A 16,453-nucleotide genomic window follows, 5' to 3' on the forward strand; every position below is an offset into this window, starting at 1 on the left:
ATGAAAATTTCTAACAGGACAACTGGGAAGTTACTCCCGGTTGGGCAGCCGATGAAGACGAATAAGACATTTATTAACAAGATAAAACAGGATATGAGTTGGATGGTGGTTCATTGTCGCTGGTGGTCGATGCCGATATGGGTGGGGATGATATGCCTATCCGTGGGTATCTTTTCTTCTCCCACACTGTTCGCCGCGTCGACAATAAATTGGAATGCTGATCGCGCCATTGACGCTCTGGGGCCTGCTCGAAAGGTAAAGTGGAGTGACGGAATAATCACTTATCCGGCAACGGGTAAAGCGACCTTAAAAGATGTGTTTCCAACACTGTCTATGCAGTGGGGTAGTAGTAAAACGTTGGATCAGGTCAAGTTCCGGCTCAAAGCAGGGCACGGGGAAATTTTTAAAGTCCCGAGAGTGGTTTCAGGCCGTTACGAATGCTCAATTGAAGCCAAATTTACAAATGGTCGTCCAGGAGTAGCCATTCCCAAGGAAAACATGGCGGTGGATATCGATGGTACAGGGACAAAGTATTCTAAATCACCAGTAGCGCTCGTGGCGAGAACTACTGGTAATCAGGATGATGAGAGTGTAGCAAAGGCAGAACTAAGTGACCTTTCTTTTGATGTGTCTTGTCAAGGGGTAAATTTTTCATGGGAGCGAAAGGCCGCTGAAAAAGTTGAATTCGAAACCCAGAATGTTAATGCACCTGTGGGTATTTTAATTGATGGAGGGGATTTTATGTGGTGGTCCAGACCAATTCTTCCGACTATCAAAGACCCTGTAACAGTGATATCCCCTCCAGAGTGTATTTTTGAAAGTCAGTCTAGTGAGAATTTTGATTTAGGAGAGATTCGCCGGGAGCCGTCGGACGCGATATTCCCAAAAGAGTTACACCGGGCAACGGTAGGGATATTTGATCTATTGATAAGTGTTGTATGCGATACACCCAATAAGGACGATACAGGCGTAGCCATTGTGAATTTTTCTACTAAGCATCTCGGTGTTGATGGTAAAAGTATAGTGATGGACACTAATGATGAGACTGGGGGTAAGGACTTCGATAACGCGTTGGCGATAAAAGTGTTGCCGCGAGTTCTAGGCATACAGACTAAGCTTGTAGGCGGCAACCAGATTGGTCAGCCAGTAACATTTGGTTCAGCGGCTGACCCTAAAAGTGTGCTGGTTTTTAATGTAGATGATAAGTCAGCCGTGAAAAAAATTAAAAAGGATGAGCACGGCAACGAAATAGGCGAGTATTATTCTCATCATTCTCTCAACAGGTTTTCTGTGCAGCTTTGGCAAACGAAGGCGATAGACCCCAAGCTTTCTGGTGAGTTCAAAACGTCTATGGAGGCAACTCTAGTCATGAAATAACGCTGCGCTGGCAAGGTATTTAAATATGGCATGGTGGCTTAGCCGCCATAGGTATTTCATCTCAATAAATCGCACTATTTCATTTCTCATGTGGTAACAAATTGACCCGTTAGTCACCAGTGGAGAGTAAAATGACAATCAATGTTAATGATTCAATGCTGCTTCAGATAAGCGGTAGCCAGACCGATTTGCCTGGAGGTCAGACTATTACCGGCAAACAAAGTAATCATGGGGATTTTCGGTTGCCGGCCTGTTTGTCTCATTTGAAGGATACACCGTTGTACATGGCAGTCGCGTATTGGGGATTATTGAAGGGGAGTGGATTTACCAAAAGTGAAATCAGCCAGGTGTTCCGAGTGACAGAACGCCGGGCAACAGATGTGATGAATTATATCTACAATGAGCGACGTGATGTGATCGCCTGTGAAAAAGTCTTCTTTCGTGAGAAGCAGGGAAGTCGCCGGCAGATGCTAATTGTTACGGCCGTCGTTGAACCCATGCCTCAGAAGGGTCAGGCGTCGGTAACGAAAACGGTGAAGTCGACGCGCTCCCGGACATTATCACAAGCTAATCACATGTGCATTTGGCGCACTTGGTTTTTGCAGCGGGCTTGTGGTCCGTTTATCTCCTGAGTCGTATCACACATGTGGCTGTTTGGCGGGATATGATGAAGGGCGAGTTTTCATCGATTTTGTGTGTGATGCCTTATGGGATGCTGATAAGTCGGATGGTACTGGTTATCGGGATCATATTGTTGGCCGTCTGTGGGTTTTTATTGGGCAACAAAATTCGCTACTCGCGGTATCCCCGTATGCTGTTAGCGTATTGGTGCCGAACATGGATTTTGCCGCTATTGTTTATCGCTATCGGATTGGTATTGATGTTTGGTGTGGGTGAGGAGGGTTGGTTAGACCGCATACTGGATGAGGTTGATTCAGTATTGATTGGTCTGTTCTTTGATAACCGGGATGACGTGCTGTCAGCCCCGTATCCGCCGCCGGTGTCTTGTGGGTCGGCGGTGGATAGCGCTGTTGATTGTTCACCTGCTGATTTGCACGGGCTATCCGGTTTAGTTTCTGTTACGACTGACTCGCATCACATCCGGCATGATCCGAATTTTGCGCATAATATTCGCTAACTGAATACGGTCTTTAGTCGTGAGCCGGATAAAAGCACAGTAAACCCGGCCGTCTTTCTCTTCGGTATTCATACTCTGAATATTGGAATTGGCTGCATTAATGGCGGCGGTCAGATTTGCCAGCGCCCCTTGATGGTTAAACATGTCCACTTTTATTTCGGCGGTGAAATCGTTATTGATCTCTTGATCCCACTCGACGGCCATAAATTTTTCGGGTTCTTTCTGATAACCACGGATATTACGGCAAGACTCATGGTGGATAACCAACCCTTTGCCGGGACTGATATGGGCGATGATAGGGTCACCGGGGATGGGCCGGCAACATTTGGCAAACGTAATCAGCACACCGTCAGCGCCTTTGATGGGTAATTTACGGGCACCATTGTTGTGATAGGTATTTGTGGTATTTTCTGGCGGCGCGCCTAGCAAATTACGGGCGACGACGATACTCATGGTATTGCCAAGCCCGATTTCAGCCAGCAGATCGTCTATTGTCGAGAGTTTCATTCTCGTCAATTCTTTATTGATACTTTCCGGTGGAATATCAACCAGTTTTTTCCCACTACCCAACGCGTGATTTAACAGGCGACGCCCCAGCCCAATGGAGTCTTCCCGCTTGAGGTTTTTCAACAATTGACGAATTTTAGCGCGGGCTTTTGAACTGACGACAAAGTTCAGCCAGGCGGCATTTGGCCGGGCACCCGGCGCGGTAATAATTTCAACGGTTTGGCCGCTGGTAAGAGACTGAGATAATGGATATGGCTGGCGATCAACCCGTGAGCCAACGCAGGCGTGACCAATATCGGTATGTACGGCGTAAGCAAAATCAACCGGGGTGGCACCGGCGGGTAATTCCACAATGCGCCCTTTTGGGGTAAAAACGTAAATCTCATCAGGAAACAGATCAGATTTAACGCTTTCGATAAATTCAAAAGAGCTACCGGCACTTTGCTGTAATTCCAGCAGACTTTGCATCCAGCGCTGCGCACGAACTTGCGCGGCGGTACCGGATTCACCTTGTTCTTTATAAGCCCAGTGTGCCGCGACGCCCATTTCAGCCATTTGATCCATATCTTCGGTGCGGATCTGGACCTCGACTGGCACCCCATGAGGGCCAATCAGGGAAGTGTGCAGGGATTGATAGCCATTGGCCTTAGGGATGGCAATGTAATCTTTGACTCTGCCCGGGCGGGGTTTATACAGGCTGTGCATCTGCCCCAAAACCCGATAGCAGATATCAACATTATTAACGATGACCCGAAAAGCATAGATATCCATAATTGAATGAAAACGTTGCTCTTTGAGGTGCATTTTCTGGTAAATAGAATAGAGATGTTTTTCCCTGCCGCTGACTTTGCATTCAATGCCGGCTTCAGTCAGCCTGCCTGCGATTTCAGACAGAATTTTCTGGATCATCTCCTTACGGTTACCCCGGGCCGCTTTTACCACTTCTTTGATAACCCGGTAGCGGTTAGGGTGAAGGGCCTCAAACCCCAGCTCTTCTAACTCTGTTTTCAGATGATGGATACCCAAACGATGGGCTAAGGGGCTGTAGATCTCTAACGTTTCCCGGGCGATACGGCGGCGCTTATCTGGGCGTAACGCGCCGAGCGTGCGCATATTGTGGGTACGGTCCGCCAGTTTGATCAAAATGACGCGGATATCCTGCACCATTGCCATGACCATTTTGCGGAAATTTTCCGCTTGTGCCTCTTTTTTATCGCGGAAATTCAGCTTATCAAGTTTGGAGACCCCTTCGACTAACCCGGCAACCACCGGGCCGAAAGGCTGGGCGATATCCTGAAAGGTGGCGGGCGTGTCTTCAATAACATCATGCAACAAGGCGGCCATCAGCGTTTCATGGTCGAGACGCATCTCGGCTAAAATGCAGGCAACTGCGACAGGATGAGTAATGTAGGGCTCACCGCTGGTACGGGTTTGCCCTTCATGGGCATCCCGCGCAACAGAGTAAGCCTGCTTGAGGAGCTCAATCTGAGCCCCGGGCAGGTATTTTTGGGCAAGCTGATTCAGGCTTTCGAACAGATACAAGGCAGACCTACCGTAGATTAACGACGACTTTCCGCGATAGCGGAAACCGCCTGCATTTCTGCGGCTTCCTGCTCTTGTTGTTCCTGGCGCTCACGTACGTCCAGAATTTTACCGTTGATCAGGCCCTCTTCCACTTCACGCAGAGCGATAACCGTGACTTTATCGTTCTCTTCAGCAACCAGAGGATCTTTACCACCTGTTTGCAGTTGACGTGCTCGACGAGCGGCGACCAACACCAGGTCAAAACGGTTACCAATTTTTTCTACAGCGTCTTGAACAGTTACGCGTGCCATATGTGTGCGACTCCACAGGTAAAGAAATGACTGGGCATCATACTGAAACTTGGTTCAGTCTGCCAATAATTTGCTGATTAAAGCATCATGCCGTTGTGCCTGGCGCTCCCGATGCAGGCGTTCTGAACGGATGATGGTGTGCAGATCGGCCAATGCAGTATTGAAATCATCATTAACGATTAAATAATCATACTCGTTATAGTGAACCATTTCTGCAACGGCTTGATCCATGCGTTTTTCAATAATATCTTCACTATCCTGCCCTCGACCGCGCAGACGGCGACAGAGCTCTTCTTTTGACGGCGGCAGGATAAAAATGCTGCGGGCAGAGGGCATTTTTTTGCGGATCTGCTGCGCTCCTTGCCAATCGATATCAAGAAAAACATCAACCCCACTGGCAAGCGTTTCTTCAATCACTTTCCGGGATGTACCGTAATAATTATCAAAAACACGGGCGTGTTCCAGAAATTCATTATTATCGATCATCTGGCGAAAGGCTTCTTCGGTGATAAAAAAATAGTGTTCACCCTGATTCTCACCGGGACGCATTGCACGTGTGGTATGGGAAACAGAAACCTGAGTATCATACAGAGGTTGAGTCTTTAACAAAGCCTGAATCAGGCTTGATTTACCCGCTCCGCTTGGCGCAGAGACAATATATAACGTGCCTTGGATCATGGTGGTATCTTGGTTGATTGGATAATAATTAAATAAAGCAGAATAAAATTCTTATAACAGTATACACGTACCCATTCACACATGTCGCGTTGCCGATGCATTTCCGCCGAAATTTTCTTAGGGGAAAAATTGCCAATGGATATTTTGTATCGCCAAGGGTTGACTTCTTTAGTTAAAATTTTGCTCTATGTATTATCACAACTGTTGTTGAATGAAACAAAAATGGTGTATTTGCTGTTTTATGTGTCACCATCGCTTGGTCGAAAAGGAGGCATGGATGAAATACAGTGAGTTCCGCCGATGGCTAATTTCTCAAGGAGTTTTAATTGTTAAGAAGCACTATAATATCCGACGCATTGAGATGAAAAAGCGCGTTATTTTGAGCGTTTTTACTGTCTTAAAAGGGCAGTGCTAACCGCGGCAAGGCCCGATTACGTCTGGCGGCAGTCCATGAGCGGGCGGATCTGGCAATGCCCTTTCTGTCGAGTCGAACATAACCGCGATATCAATGCGGCGATCAACATCCAGCGCAAGGGCATAACAGCATTACAGGCGGCGGGACTTGTCGTTTCTGCCCACGGAGGCCAGCGTAAATCCGTCATAAAGACGGTTGCGGCCTGAGAAGTGGGAAGCCTCGCTGTTTTTTTACGGCGGGGAGCAGTCACCGGGTTACAATGAAAGAGTATGGCTTAATCGGCAATTAATCGTATTCACCATGTGCTTTAATATCCCCGCCTCCCCAGCCAACTCGTTTGCCATTTGTTCGCAAAGCCGTAAAGGCGCTCCCCGATGAGTCTACGCTGACAATATCCTGCAATTTAGCGATTTCGGGTGGAACAAACCCCCCGGTACTTGGCTTCCCCCAGGCAACGACACTACGGTCCGCCCGCAGGGCCGCGAAAGCAGAATTTGTTGCACTCAGGCCGACGATATCGTTCAGTTGAGCAACATCGAGTGGGAGTATGCCACCATTATCTAGATCTCCCCAAGCAACGACACTACGGTTTGCCCGTAAGGCCGAGAAAGCAGAATTTGTCGAACTTAGGCTGACAATATCATTCAGCCGAGCAATTTCTGATGGGACATCATTCCTATCACTCCTTCCCCAAACAACAACGCTGCGGTTTGCCCGTAGGGCAGCGAAAGCATCATCATTTGTACTTAAACTGACAATATCATTCAGCTGAGCAATATCTGATGGGACATAATTGCTATAACCCCCTCCCCAGGCAACAACGCTGCGGTTTGCCCGTAGGGCAGCAAAAGCATTATCATTTATACTTAAACTGACAATATCATTCAGCTGAGCGGTTCTTGATGGGACATAACTATGACTACTGGTCCAAGTAATAATGCTGCGGTCGGCTCGAAAGGCGACGAAACTATTATATGCTGAACTTAAACTGACAATATTGTTCAGTTGAGTAATATCAGGTGGGAGTTCGCCACCGTAGTCCGCATCCCCCCAAGTAACGACGCTACGGTCGGCTCGCAAGGCGGCGAAAGCAGCATATGCTGAACTTAAACTGACAATATCGTTCAGTTGAGTAATATCAGGTGGGAGTTCGCCACCGTAGCCCGCACTCCCCCAAGTAACGACGCTACGGTCGGCTCGCAAGGCGGCGAAAGCAGCATATGTTGAACTTAAACTGACAATATCGTTCAGTTCAGCAATTTCAGGTGGGATTTTGCCACCGTAGCCCGCACTCCCCCAAGCAACGACGCTGCGGTCGGCTCGCAGGGCGGCGAAAGCAGCATATGTTGCACTTAAACTGACAATATCGTTCAGTTGAGCAATCTCAGGTGGGAGTTCTCCACCGTAGCGCGCATCCCCCCAGGCAACGATATGACCATTTTGTAATAATATGGCGGTTCCAGAGTTATTAGAGTCTATGACGCCATTGCTATCATAGCTGATAGCTTTGCTTCCAGATCGTTGTTTGATAAAAGTGTCTTTGGTCTCTGTGCTGAATGAGAACTCGTTATGTTGATTCATATTGCTCTCCTGATAAGGCTGTATCGGATTTATTTGTAGGAATTCTGCGCCGCAAAACCTATTTCTTCCCCGTCAAACTGGGTTTCTGCTTAAAGGGTGTAAGCACCTGTATTGCGGTATTTGATTTGCTGGCGGTCAACGCAGTGTGTTAACCCGTTCATAACAGGTGAAGAGATTATGAGGATTAACTCAATTTTCAGGCCAGCGTCTCTCCTGCTAAAAAACACATTTACTGATTAATCGTATTCACCATGTGCTTTGGTATCTCCTCCTCCCCAACCTGCCCTGCGGCCATCTGCTCGCAAGGCTGCAAATGCAGAGTTTGATGCGCTCAGGCTAACGATATCCTTCAACTTGGCAATTTCCGGTGGCACATAACCACCGCGACTTGGTTGTCCCCAGGCAACGACGCTGCCATCTGCCCGCAGAGCTGCGAAAGCACAATCTGCTGCACTCAGGCTGACGATATCGTTCAGTTGAGCAATCTTAAGTGGTAATGTTCCGCCAATGTCTATATCTCCCCAGGCAACCACACTGCGGTCGGCTCGCAAGGCGGCAAAGGCATACGGTGTGGCACTTAAACTGACAATATCCTTTAATGCGGCAATTTCGGGTGGAACCACTATTCCCCACCAGGAAACGACGCTGTGGTCTGCCCGTAGGGCGGCGGCATAATTATAATTGGTAGTTATGCTAACGATATCTTGTAATTTGGCGATTTCTGGCGGGATAATTTCCACACCCCAAGAGACAACGCTGCCGTTCGCTCGTAAGGCCACGAAAGTATTATTTGTTGAACTTAGGCTGACAATATCCTTTAATGCGGCAATTTCGGGTGGGGTTGGCAAAAAATCCAATCCCCAGGAGACGACGCTGCCATCTGCCCGTAAGGCGGCAAAAGATTGCTCTGTTGCGCTTAGGCTGATGATATTGTGTAGCGATAATCCACACATTCTTGGCAGAGCCGTGTTTAAAAAATCCACTGCTCCCCAAGAGGCTATGCTGCCGTCCGCCCGTAGGCCCGTGAAAACATCTCTTATTGGAATTGCACTCACACTGACAATATTCTTCATCTTATCCACTGATTCTAAGGGGAGTAGGCCATTGATTAATGGACCCCAGATAGACACGCTGCCATCTGCTTGCAAGGCTGCAAATGCAGAGTGTGTTGCGCTTAGGCTGACGATACCTTGCAATTCGGCAAATTCGGCAATTGGTGGCGGGGCTTCCTGTGTATCAAACCGTTTTTTTCCCCAAGTGATCACTCTGCCATTTTGCAATAACATGGCGGTTTTCAATTTAATAGAAATGTTATTTTGCGGAAACGAATCGTCTGCCAATTCAATAGAGACGATGGAGGTATTGCCACCAGAGTTACTTTCTCTGCCTGATTTTAGGTTTTGCTGGATAAAACGATCACCGGTAGCCATGTTTGATGAGAGATGGTCATTTTGGTTCATATTGGCTCTCCTAAATAAGGTTAATATTGGGTTTGCTTTTACCTATAAGATAAAATCGGTTTATCGCGAGTTAAGCTAGATTTATATTGCCACGGGGTAACATTACCTGTTATTTGAATAAAAAGATAATAGAAAAACACGATCAGTTTATAATTTTGTGGATGTATTCCAGTAAAGAAAATATCACATAAATTGAGGTGTTATACGAATGAAAGTATTGAAAGGATAACATGAAAAGGTAAGCGGATAATGTGATTGAACGTGAATGATGTGACTCAGAAGAGTTAAACCCGACGTCATGATATTAAATGGTTAGTGTAAATATTAACAGTTACAGTAATTGGTTATTTACTTCTCATTTGAAGTGAGAAGTTATCGCTTTTTTAATTTTTATTGGAAAATCAGTATAATAACTTGAATTGAATATTGTGATATTTCAGATTGATAAAAAACAAGGTGAATGATAACTCAGTATATTATCCGTATTCATTGGATATTCAACCGGGGATTGTTCCCCGGTTGTCTGGTTAAAGATTTTCATTGTGTTGCTATCGCTTCATTCCAGATAAATGACCTTTACTCTTACTGCCTATCCCAATAGAGCTATTTTATTTGCCCTTCTTTGCCATAAAGAGCGAACCTGGGCAGTGCTCAAAATCCTCACGTACTACGTGTACGCTCCGGTTTTTCCGCGCTGTCCGTGTTCAAACTGTCTGCAACAATTACGCCTATTGAGATAGGCTCTTAGTTTCTGCTGGTTATTATTTTATTCATTGGGTAAAAGAATGGCAGGATCTTTAAAATTGGGATTTAAATCAACGGGTGCAGACCAGAGCACAAGGCTATAGATCACATTTTGCATATCTTGGCTGTCTTGCATTATAATTAACGGCACCCCATTTTCCCAGTTATTTTCGAATTGAACTTGCTCTTCAGGTTTTCGCTGCCATGAAAAACCCGTTCCTTCGCAAGATACTTCGTAACACAGATCGAGTAGCTTAGACTCCATTACGTTACTGTCCCCTTTGAACCATTGGGGCTCATTATTTTCAACGATTGCATCCGTATAAAGTGTTATGGTGGCCTTTCCTGGCTGGCCATCTTTGCGGGAGGCTATTATCTCACAAGTGTACTTTCCTGTAACAACATGTGGAACAATGAAGATTCGGTTTTTCGTTTTAATCCAGAACATCATATCTTTTAACACTGCGGTATCAGGTAAACGTGTCCCTGGAAAATCGAAATGTGGATCACCTTTAGGAAAGACTAAGGTACTTGTCCCACTTTCTGGATAACGAACCAATTTATCGTTATTCTCTTTTCCATATATCTTCGGGGTTCCGAGAGCTAAAATGGCTTTCTCTGGAACCCAGTCTATGATTTGAGGGTTACTCGTGATTTGAGGTCGACTAGGTTGTGTATACGTATGAACATAATATTCTTTAGAAGTTTTCATTTATTGCTGTAATCCCCTCCCGGTTAAATTATATCGACCTTTCAGAGATTCTCCTTTTTCCGATTATTATTTTCTGTATCCGGGTACCCGTGCAAGCTGTCACTACACGTTACCTCATTGGATTTTAGCTCTTACTGCCGTCAGTTTTTACTGGCGGTATTTCTACCGATAAGGTAAAACCTACTCTTGTGAGTTAAACCGGATTTATATTGTCACTGAATAACATTACCTGTTATTTGCATAGAAAGATAGTAGAAAAAAGTGATTGGTTGATAATTTGGTGGATGTATTCCGGTAAAGAAAATATCACATACATTGAGATGTCATACGAATGAAAGTATTGAAAGAGTAACGCGAACGAGTAAATAAATAATAGGGTTAAGCGTGAGTGAGGCAGGTCTGGAGGAATTAATATTCGAATGGTAATATTTAAATGGTTTACGTAAAAACTGACCGTTATGGAAACGGGTTATCTATTTCCAATGTACTTCGAGTGCTCAACCGGGGATTACTCCCCGGTTGTTCTATTAACGATTTTTATTTATTGCGGCTATCTGCCTTTCTCACCCCGGATATATTATCTGGGTTATCACAGGGATCTGGCTTCGCTAGGTTAGCACTGCCCGTACTAGTAGGTTTCTGGATGGCTGGGTCTTTAAACCTATTATTCGGATTGTTGTCTGGTGGTGTCCAGAAAGCAACATTATGAATCCAATTGCAGGTGTCTTGCATTTCAATTGACGGTACCCCGTTTTCCCACTTACTTTCCAATTCAAATTTCTCTTCGGGTTTACGCTCCCATGAAAATCCGGTCCCTAGGCAGTTTACTGTGTAAGTCAGGTCGTTCACGTTAGATTCCATAACGTTTTTGTCTCCCTTGAACCAGTAGATGTCTGGATTGACAACGATAGCATCCGTATAGAGGGTCACTGTGGCTTCCCCTGGAGATCTATCTTTACGTTTGGCAACCATCTTACAGGTATACTTACCTGTAACCACATGTGGCACCTTGAAGATTCTGTATTGTGCTCTAACCCAGAACATGCCGTCTTTTAGCATCATCTCTTTTCCTATCGGTTTTGGAAAATTATGATTTCTTACTGTCGGAAAGACATTCAATAAGGTACTGGTACCCTCTTCTGGGTAACGAATTGGCTTACCGTTGTTGTCTTGCCCATTTATCACCGGATTCCCGAGAGCTTTGATTGCCCAGCTTGGGTTCCAATTGGGTGTAGCAGCGGCAAATACCGAGGTGGAAAAGAGCGCCCCTACAGACACGCACATCATCCATACCGGCCACTGGCGGTAATGTGCCGTTATCCGGCCAATATCCTGCTTCATTCTGTTGATGAATGTGTTACCCGCATTCATGGGATATTCAGATGGGGATAGTTCCCCAGTTGTTACGTGAGAAATTTTCATTTATTGCTGTAATCCCGTCCCGGCCAAATGACATCGGCCTTTCAGAGATTCCCCTTTTTCCGGTTATTATTTTCTGCATCGGGTACCCGTGCAGGTCGTCACTACAGGTTATCTGTCTTAATGACAGGTTTTGTTCAATTAGCCTCTGGACTCCGGCTCTTATTCACTTCCTCTTGATCGGAGGAAACCCAAGTCAAATACCACTTTGCACTGACTGTCCGCATTACTTTATGTTGCTTTCCGAGCCTTTAGGTATATTTGCCTGCCATTTTCTGCTATTACTATTGCCGCTAGATTTATCAGCTATTGCTGGCTGATACACATGAGATAATTCAATATGACTATTATTTATTGAGTTGAAACCGGAATGGAAAACCATCTCGGCCAATGTAACCTTGGCTATTTGTATCCCAAAAACTCAGAGGGTAGCGTGCAGAATAGCGATGCATCTTGAAATCCATAGGGTATATATTGGATTTACCTTTTACCCACAGGGGAACCTATGCCATAAGACTTGTCCCTTGCGGGTTAAACTGAATTTTTACTGACATGAATAATATTAGACATTATTTAAGTAAAAATCTAATAGAAAAAAGTTATCGGCTGATAACCTTAGGTTAATGCTACACCTGATTGTTGGTAGTGGTTTTTAGATTATTTTCCACAGATAGATCACAAGAGTGGTAATAATGAGATTTAGGCAGAGGGATTTAGCGGGGATATACATCTTTATGACTATTATTACGTGAACGAGTAACTTAATTTGGTAATAACAGAGGGCAGGTAAGCTAATATTTCAAATTAGAGGGTGTCGCAAAAGGCCAGCATTGACAATAAACCCACAGAGATTTATTGCCTGTTATTGGAACTGACAACCCAGACAAGCTAAAAATAGCCCATAATATCAGGGCAACGGCCCTTGATAAGTTATACGCTATGACGTTTAGTGTAAGCAGACGGTTCCAGTTTTCGAGTGAATAAGGTCATAAAAGATCTGCGCCTAAAGGAAGAGCGCAGATTTTAATGGATAACATGAGCTTTTGCGACACCCTCTTTGTGGCGGGGAGGATGTCAACTGTATTCATTGAGTGCTCAACCGGGGATTACTCCCCGGTTGTTCTGTTAAAGATTTTTATTTATTGCTGCTACCGGCCTTCTCATTCCGGATAGGTTATCTGGGTTATTACAGGGATCTGGCTTCTCCAGGTTAGCTATTAGGTCTCAGGATGGCTGGGTCTTTAAACTGACCATTTGGATTGTTGCTTGGTGGCGTCCAGAAAGCAACATCATAAATCCAATCGCAAGTGTCTTGCATTTTAATTGTCAGTGCCGCGTTTTCCCACTTACTTTCCAATTCAAATTTCTCTTCGGGTTTACGCTCCCATGAAAATCCGGTCCCTCGGCAGTTTGCTGTGTAAATCAGGTCGTTCACGCTAGATTCCATAACGTTTTTGTCTCCCTTGAACCTGTAGAGTATATAATTTACAACGTTAGCATCCGTATAGAGGGTCACTGTGGCTTTCCCTGGAGATTTATCTTTACGTTTGGCAACCATCTGACAGATATACGTGCCTGTGACCACACGTGGGACCTTGAAGATGCTGTTTTGTGCATTTATCCAGAACCTGCCTTGTTCCAGCGTCATATCGTCTACTCTCGGCTTTGGAAAATTACGATTTTTTACTGGCGGAAAGACATTCAATAAGGGACTGGTACGTGATTCTGGGTAACGAATTGGCTTACCCCTGTTGTCTTTCCCATTTATCACCGGTTGCCCGAGAGCTTTGACTGCCCACGTTGGGTTCCAAGAGGGTGCAGCAGGATTAGGTTGATAATACTCTGATGGGGATAGCTCCCCGGTTGCCATATTAAAAATTTTCATTCTTTGTGATAACCCTGTCCCGGCCAGATTGTATTGGCCTTTTAAGGGCCCTCCTTTTTCAGATGATTATTCTCTGCATCGGGTCACCCGTGCAGGTTGTTATTACACGGTTTCGTTCATGTAAGAGTATTGCTGGAACTCATGTTTGAGGAGAAATCGTCTTGATTCATATTACTCTCCTAACTTAAGGTTATATCGGATTTACCTTTACCTACAGGGAACCTATGCCATAAAACCTATCCCTTGCGGGTTAAGCTGAATTTCTATTGCTACGAAGACATAAATAAGATTAGCAATTATTTTTAAAAAAAGATAATAGGAAATAGTTATCGGCTGATAACTTCAGATTAATGCTAAATTAATTTTTTGGTAGTTGATTTCAGATTATTTTTTTATCTATAAGTGGTAAGGGTTGAAATTATGAGACTTGAGATACAGAATTTAGGGGGGATGTACATCTTTATGGCTACTCTTATTAATACGTAAATATGTAACTTAATATGCTAAGTATTAACTGTAAAGCAAGGAAGAAAAATCACTAGGGGTTTGTTGTAATATCCGCTCTAGCCTGTTTATGAAAATGTCAGTTATTTTTGGGTTTTTAGGATTTACGTCCCAAACTATTTCGTAAAGTCATTGCCTTTTAATCTTTATTTGAAAGTTAATGTTAGTAATAACAGAGAGCGGCTGTGATGAGATTTAAAGTGAATACTCAACAGGCTGAACCGAGGTATTATGGCTCAGCCTTGGTTAATGGTTCACAATAATAAATTAATACTTAATAGATTAACTAATCGTATTCACCGTGTGCTTTAGTTCGAATGGCGAGGTTTCTCCCAGGCTAACTGATAATCATTGCAAAACCTAATGGAGCGAGCAAATTGATGCTCATTTGTGCTGTTGAGACGATCCTCATCGGTAAAGGCGAACGTAAGCTGATGAAGCACACCCGAAGGTACTTTTCTATATCGTTTGGATTAAGTTGTTTTGAAGCCAAAATGTAATTCACAATTGCAAGCTCTGGCGTAGTTCAATAGTGTCTTAAGTGTTGGGTTTCCGTTTCCTTTTTCAAGCCTGTAAATATTCGCCTCTTTTGTTCCCATACGCTGTGCAACTTGGTTTTGCGTTAGACCAGCAGCATGCCGCATGCGTAATAAAGTATTAATTAGCTCGAATTCTGTCTCTAGCGCATCATACTCAGCTTTTACATCTGAGTTAGCTAATGCTTTGGATTTTAGGGATTTTAAGTTGCTCATTTTATAACCTCTTTCATTCGTTTATAAGCGAGACCAAGATCCAGATTGCTGACGAACCCCATTTAAAAAGTGGGGTTCTGTTGATGTCAATCATATTGTTGTCGTGTGGGGGTTTTTAGTATATCGAGGTATCGATTTTCCAGTACCTCTATTAGATCAAAGACCGGCCCCTGATGGTTAGCACTTTTGTCATTAATCCGATGGGGCTATTAAGGCCCTACATGATGTTTACTGACTTCATTTTCTAGCGCTTGATTCACGAAAGCATTAATCGTCACATCTTCTTCAAGTGCTACTCTTCCTCAGACTTTCCCACCAGAAACGCTCTCGCTTGACTTGGCCAGGGGCCATTGCTGGGCCGCATGGAGCACGCGCAGCACAACTACCGTACCACTTTCATCCTTGATGCGATAGACAATCACATAATTAGGCCGCACGACGATTTCACGGGTACCGTGCACACGGCCGGGGCGGTACAGTTTAGGCCGCTGCGCAGCGAGTTCGATTTTAGCATCAAAGTCTGCGTCAAGCTCAAGCGCGGCGCTGGGGTTGTTTTGTGCGATGTAATCAAAGATACGTTCTCGATCTGCTTCCGCGATCTTTCGCCAAATGATTTTCATGCGCGACCCTGTACAATGCGTTTACGCAAGGCTTCACGTTTGGCGGCAAATTTGGCCTTGACATCAGTGTGAGGGATACCCGGTCCGGGTTCATCTATGGCTTGCTGCACCTGCTCACGAAACCACGCATCATATGCAGCAGCCTCGTGGGTACGCTTGAGCGCTTCGGCACGATCTGGCCTGCGCGTTGAGGTATTGGGGGGAGCGGGGGCGTAGTTTGATGAATCCACGTCGAAGCGGGCAATGCCAATTTTTTTAAGGTAGGAAACCAGCGTTTCGAACTTGCGGAATAGCCGCACATTGCGGCTGCGCTGTGCGGCCAGTGGTCGCTCGTGCATTCCATAGCGTACCATCACGGCCCAGCCACCTGGCTGGCCTACGATGTGCGCTCCTTTAACGGCTCCGGCCTCCACTAGATGTGATAGGGTGCCGTGGTCGATAGTTTCAGCCATGTTGTCACCTCGCAATTTCTGAATATTTCACAATGTAGACTACTGTAATTTATAGAGCAAATTATAGTAAATTGCAAAGCGATTTATTATTTATCACCCAATAACTGAACGGAAAATAGGCAGTTTTCCTTGCCACATAAATGCCCCACAGTTTTTTATGCTCTCGCCCATTTTCGCGGGTTGCAGAAAATGCAAATACAGTGTCTAACCCCCTGACGGGCGATTGAATCGGGTCAATGAGGAAAATGGGTTGTATTAGGATTCATTATGAAAAGAACAGACCCCATTATTTTCAATGAGGTTTGTCAGCGGTCTGAGATCCTTTTTAGGATACGAGCCTGAATTTTGGGTGGCATATTTAATATCGACCCTTG

General features: G+C 45.0%; 15 protein-coding genes and 1 pseudogene. 5 read left to right on the top strand and 11 right to left on the bottom strand.

Annotated features, from left to right (window positions below):
• The 3 genes from PluTT01m_RS01380 to PluTT01m_RS25315 all read left to right on the top strand — a co-directional run bounded on the left by PluTT01m_RS01380 (position 1) and on the right by PluTT01m_RS25315 (position 2,515).
• Positions 1 to 1,377 carry a hypothetical protein gene (locus PluTT01m_RS01380; protein WP_041379866.1) on the top strand — a complete coding sequence of 459 codons (1,377 nt, stop codon included), beginning with the start codon at positions 1 to 3 and terminating at the stop codon, positions 1,375 to 1,377.
• A 131-nt stretch (positions 1,378 to 1,508) separates the two neighbouring features.
• Positions 1,509 to 2,009: a CaiF/GrlA family transcriptional regulator gene (locus PluTT01m_RS01385; protein WP_011144669.1), complete on the top strand. Its 501-nt coding sequence runs from the start codon at positions 1,509 to 1,511 to the stop codon at positions 2,007 to 2,009.
• A gap of 35 nt (positions 2,010 to 2,044) precedes the next feature.
• Entirely contained in the window at positions 2,045 to 2,515 is a 471-nt protein-coding gene (locus tag PluTT01m_RS25315; protein ID WP_109791267.1) for a hypothetical protein, read from the top strand.
• Here PluTT01m_RS25315 and spoT read toward each other — a convergent pair.
• Genes spoT through gmk form a run of 3 tightly spaced genes read right to left on the bottom strand, consistent with a single transcriptional unit; the run spans position 2,447 to position 5,535 of the window.
• Positions 2,447 to 4,564 (bottom strand): bifunctional GTP diphosphokinase/guanosine-3',5'-bis pyrophosphate 3'-pyrophosphohydrolase, encoded by a 2,118-nt coding sequence (gene spoT / locus PluTT01m_RS01395; RefSeq protein ID WP_011144671.1) that lies wholly within the window; start codon positions 4,562 to 4,564, stop codon positions 2,447 to 2,449. The two genes, PluTT01m_RS25315 and spoT, sit on opposite strands and share 69 nt — an antisense overlap.
• 17 nt (positions 4,565 to 4,581) lie before the next feature.
• The gene (gene rpoZ, locus PluTT01m_RS01400; protein WP_011144672.1) at positions 4,582 to 4,857 is read right to left on the bottom strand and encodes a DNA-directed RNA polymerase subunit omega; all 276 of its coding nucleotides are present in this window, start codon (positions 4,855 to 4,857) and stop codon (positions 4,582 to 4,584) included.
• A gap of 54 nt (positions 4,858 to 4,911) precedes the next feature.
• Entirely contained in the window at positions 4,912 to 5,535 is a 624-nt protein-coding gene (gmk, locus tag PluTT01m_RS01405) for a guanylate kinase (RefSeq protein ID WP_011144673.1), read from the bottom strand.
• Between the two features lie 129 nt (positions 5,536 to 5,664).
• Between gmk and PluTT01m_RS26785 the strand changes: the two genes are divergently transcribed.
• Both PluTT01m_RS26785 and PluTT01m_RS01410 read left to right on the top strand, forming a co-directional pair.
• Positions 5,665 to 5,826, top strand: a complete 162-nt coding sequence (locus PluTT01m_RS26785; RefSeq protein ID WP_157866889.1) for a hypothetical protein — start codon at positions 5,665 to 5,667, stop codon at positions 5,824 to 5,826.
• A gap of 168 nt (positions 5,827 to 5,994) precedes the next feature.
• A pseudogene (locus PluTT01m_RS01410) lies at positions 5,995 to 6,156 on the top strand (zinc ribbon domain-containing protein); the annotation flags it as partial.
• 79 nt (positions 6,157 to 6,235) lie between these two features.
• On the opposite strand, the gene PluTT01m_RS01415 reads toward PluTT01m_RS01410, so the two are convergent.
• From PluTT01m_RS01415 to PluTT01m_RS01460, 8 genes are all read right to left on the bottom strand, one after another.
• Positions 6,236 to 7,531: an RCC1 domain-containing protein gene (locus PluTT01m_RS01415; protein ID WP_011144675.1), complete on the bottom strand. Its 1,296-nt coding sequence runs from the start codon at positions 7,529 to 7,531 to the stop codon at positions 6,236 to 6,238.
• Positions 7,532 to 7,767: 236 nt separating this feature from the next.
• Complete coding sequence (locus PluTT01m_RS01420; protein ID WP_011144676.1) at positions 7,768 to 8,991, bottom strand: RCC1 domain-containing protein; 1,224 nt, start codon at positions 8,989 to 8,991, stop codon at positions 7,768 to 7,770.
• A gap of 766 nt (positions 8,992 to 9,757) precedes the next feature.
• A complete protein-coding gene (locus PluTT01m_RS01430) occupies positions 9,758 to 10,447 on the bottom strand; it encodes a hypothetical protein (protein WP_011144677.1) in 690 nt (229 codons plus the stop codon).
• 537 nt (positions 10,448 to 10,984) lie between these two features.
• The gene (locus tag PluTT01m_RS01435; protein ID WP_232507892.1) at positions 10,985 to 11,869 is read right to left on the bottom strand and encodes a hypothetical protein; all 885 of its coding nucleotides are present in this window, start codon (positions 11,867 to 11,869) and stop codon (positions 10,985 to 10,987) included.
• 1,207 nt (positions 11,870 to 13,076) lie between these two features.
• A complete protein-coding gene (locus tag PluTT01m_RS01440) occupies positions 13,077 to 13,736 on the bottom strand; it encodes a hypothetical protein (protein WP_232507893.1) in 660 nt (219 codons plus the stop codon).
• 992 nt (positions 13,737 to 14,728) lie between these two features.
• Entirely contained in the window at positions 14,729 to 15,007 is a 279-nt protein-coding gene (locus PluTT01m_RS01445; RefSeq protein ID WP_011144681.1) for a helix-turn-helix domain-containing protein, read from the bottom strand.
• Between the two features lie 302 nt (positions 15,008 to 15,309).
• Positions 15,310 to 15,627 carry a type II toxin-antitoxin system RelE/ParE family toxin gene (locus PluTT01m_RS01455; RefSeq protein WP_011144682.1) on the bottom strand — a complete coding sequence of 106 codons (318 nt, stop codon included), beginning with the start codon at positions 15,625 to 15,627 and terminating at the stop codon, positions 15,310 to 15,312.
• Positions 15,624 to 16,079 carry a ParC-related protein gene (locus PluTT01m_RS01460; RefSeq protein ID WP_011144683.1) on the bottom strand — a complete coding sequence of 152 codons (456 nt, stop codon included), beginning with the start codon at positions 16,077 to 16,079 and terminating at the stop codon, positions 15,624 to 15,626. Before PluTT01m_RS01460 ends, PluTT01m_RS01455 begins: the two co-directional genes overlap by 4 nt.
• Positions 16,080 to 16,453: the final 374 nt, after the last annotated feature.

This window comes from Photorhabdus laumondii subsp. laumondii (genome assembly GCF_003343245.1).
GTDB classification, from domain to species: domain Bacteria; phylum Pseudomonadota; class Gammaproteobacteria; order Enterobacterales; family Enterobacteriaceae; genus Photorhabdus; species Photorhabdus laumondii.

Bases quoted from the DNA above. Each gene is read 5' to 3' on its own strand.
- PluTT01m_RS01420 (WP_011144676.1), bottom strand. From the start codon at position 8,991: ATGAACCAAAATGACCATCTCTCATCAAACATGGCTACCGGTGATCGT.
- PluTT01m_RS25315 (WP_109791267.1), top strand. From the start codon at position 2,045: ATGAAGGGCGAGTTTTCATCGATTTTGTGTGTGATGCCTTATGGGATG.
- PluTT01m_RS01415 (WP_011144675.1), bottom strand. From the start codon at position 7,531: ATGAATCAACATAACGAGTTCTCATTCAGCACAGAGACCAAAGACACT.
- PluTT01m_RS01380 (WP_041379866.1), top strand. From the start codon at position 1: ATGAAAATTTCTAACAGGACAACTGGGAAGTTACTCCCGGTTGGGCAG.
- PluTT01m_RS01385 (WP_011144669.1), top strand. From the start codon at position 1,509: ATGACAATCAATGTTAATGATTCAATGCTGCTTCAGATAAGCGGTAGC.
- PluTT01m_RS01460 (WP_011144683.1), bottom strand. From the start codon at position 16,079: ATGGCTGAAACTATCGACCACGGCACCCTATCACATCTAGTGGAGGCC.
- PluTT01m_RS01455 (WP_011144682.1), bottom strand. From the start codon at position 15,627: ATGAAAATCATTTGGCGAAAGATCGCGGAAGCAGATCGAGAACGTATC.
- PluTT01m_RS01430 (WP_011144677.1), bottom strand. From the start codon at position 10,447: ATGAAAACTTCTAAAGAATATTATGTTCATACGTATACACAACCTAGT.
- PluTT01m_RS01445 (WP_011144681.1), bottom strand. From the start codon at position 15,007: ATGAGCAACTTAAAATCCCTAAAATCCAAAGCATTAGCTAACTCAGAT.
- gmk (WP_011144673.1), bottom strand. From the start codon at position 5,535: ATGATCCAAGGCACGTTATATATTGTCTCTGCGCCAAGCGGAGCGGGT.
- PluTT01m_RS01435 (WP_232507892.1), bottom strand. From the start codon at position 11,869: ATGAAAATTTCTCACGTAACAACTGGGGAACTATCCCCATCTGAATAT.
- rpoZ (WP_011144672.1), bottom strand. From the start codon at position 4,857: ATGGCACGCGTAACTGTTCAAGACGCTGTAGAAAAAATTGGTAACCGT.
- PluTT01m_RS01440 (WP_232507893.1), bottom strand. From the start codon at position 13,736: ATGGCAACCGGGGAGCTATCCCCATCAGAGTATTATCAACCTAATCCT.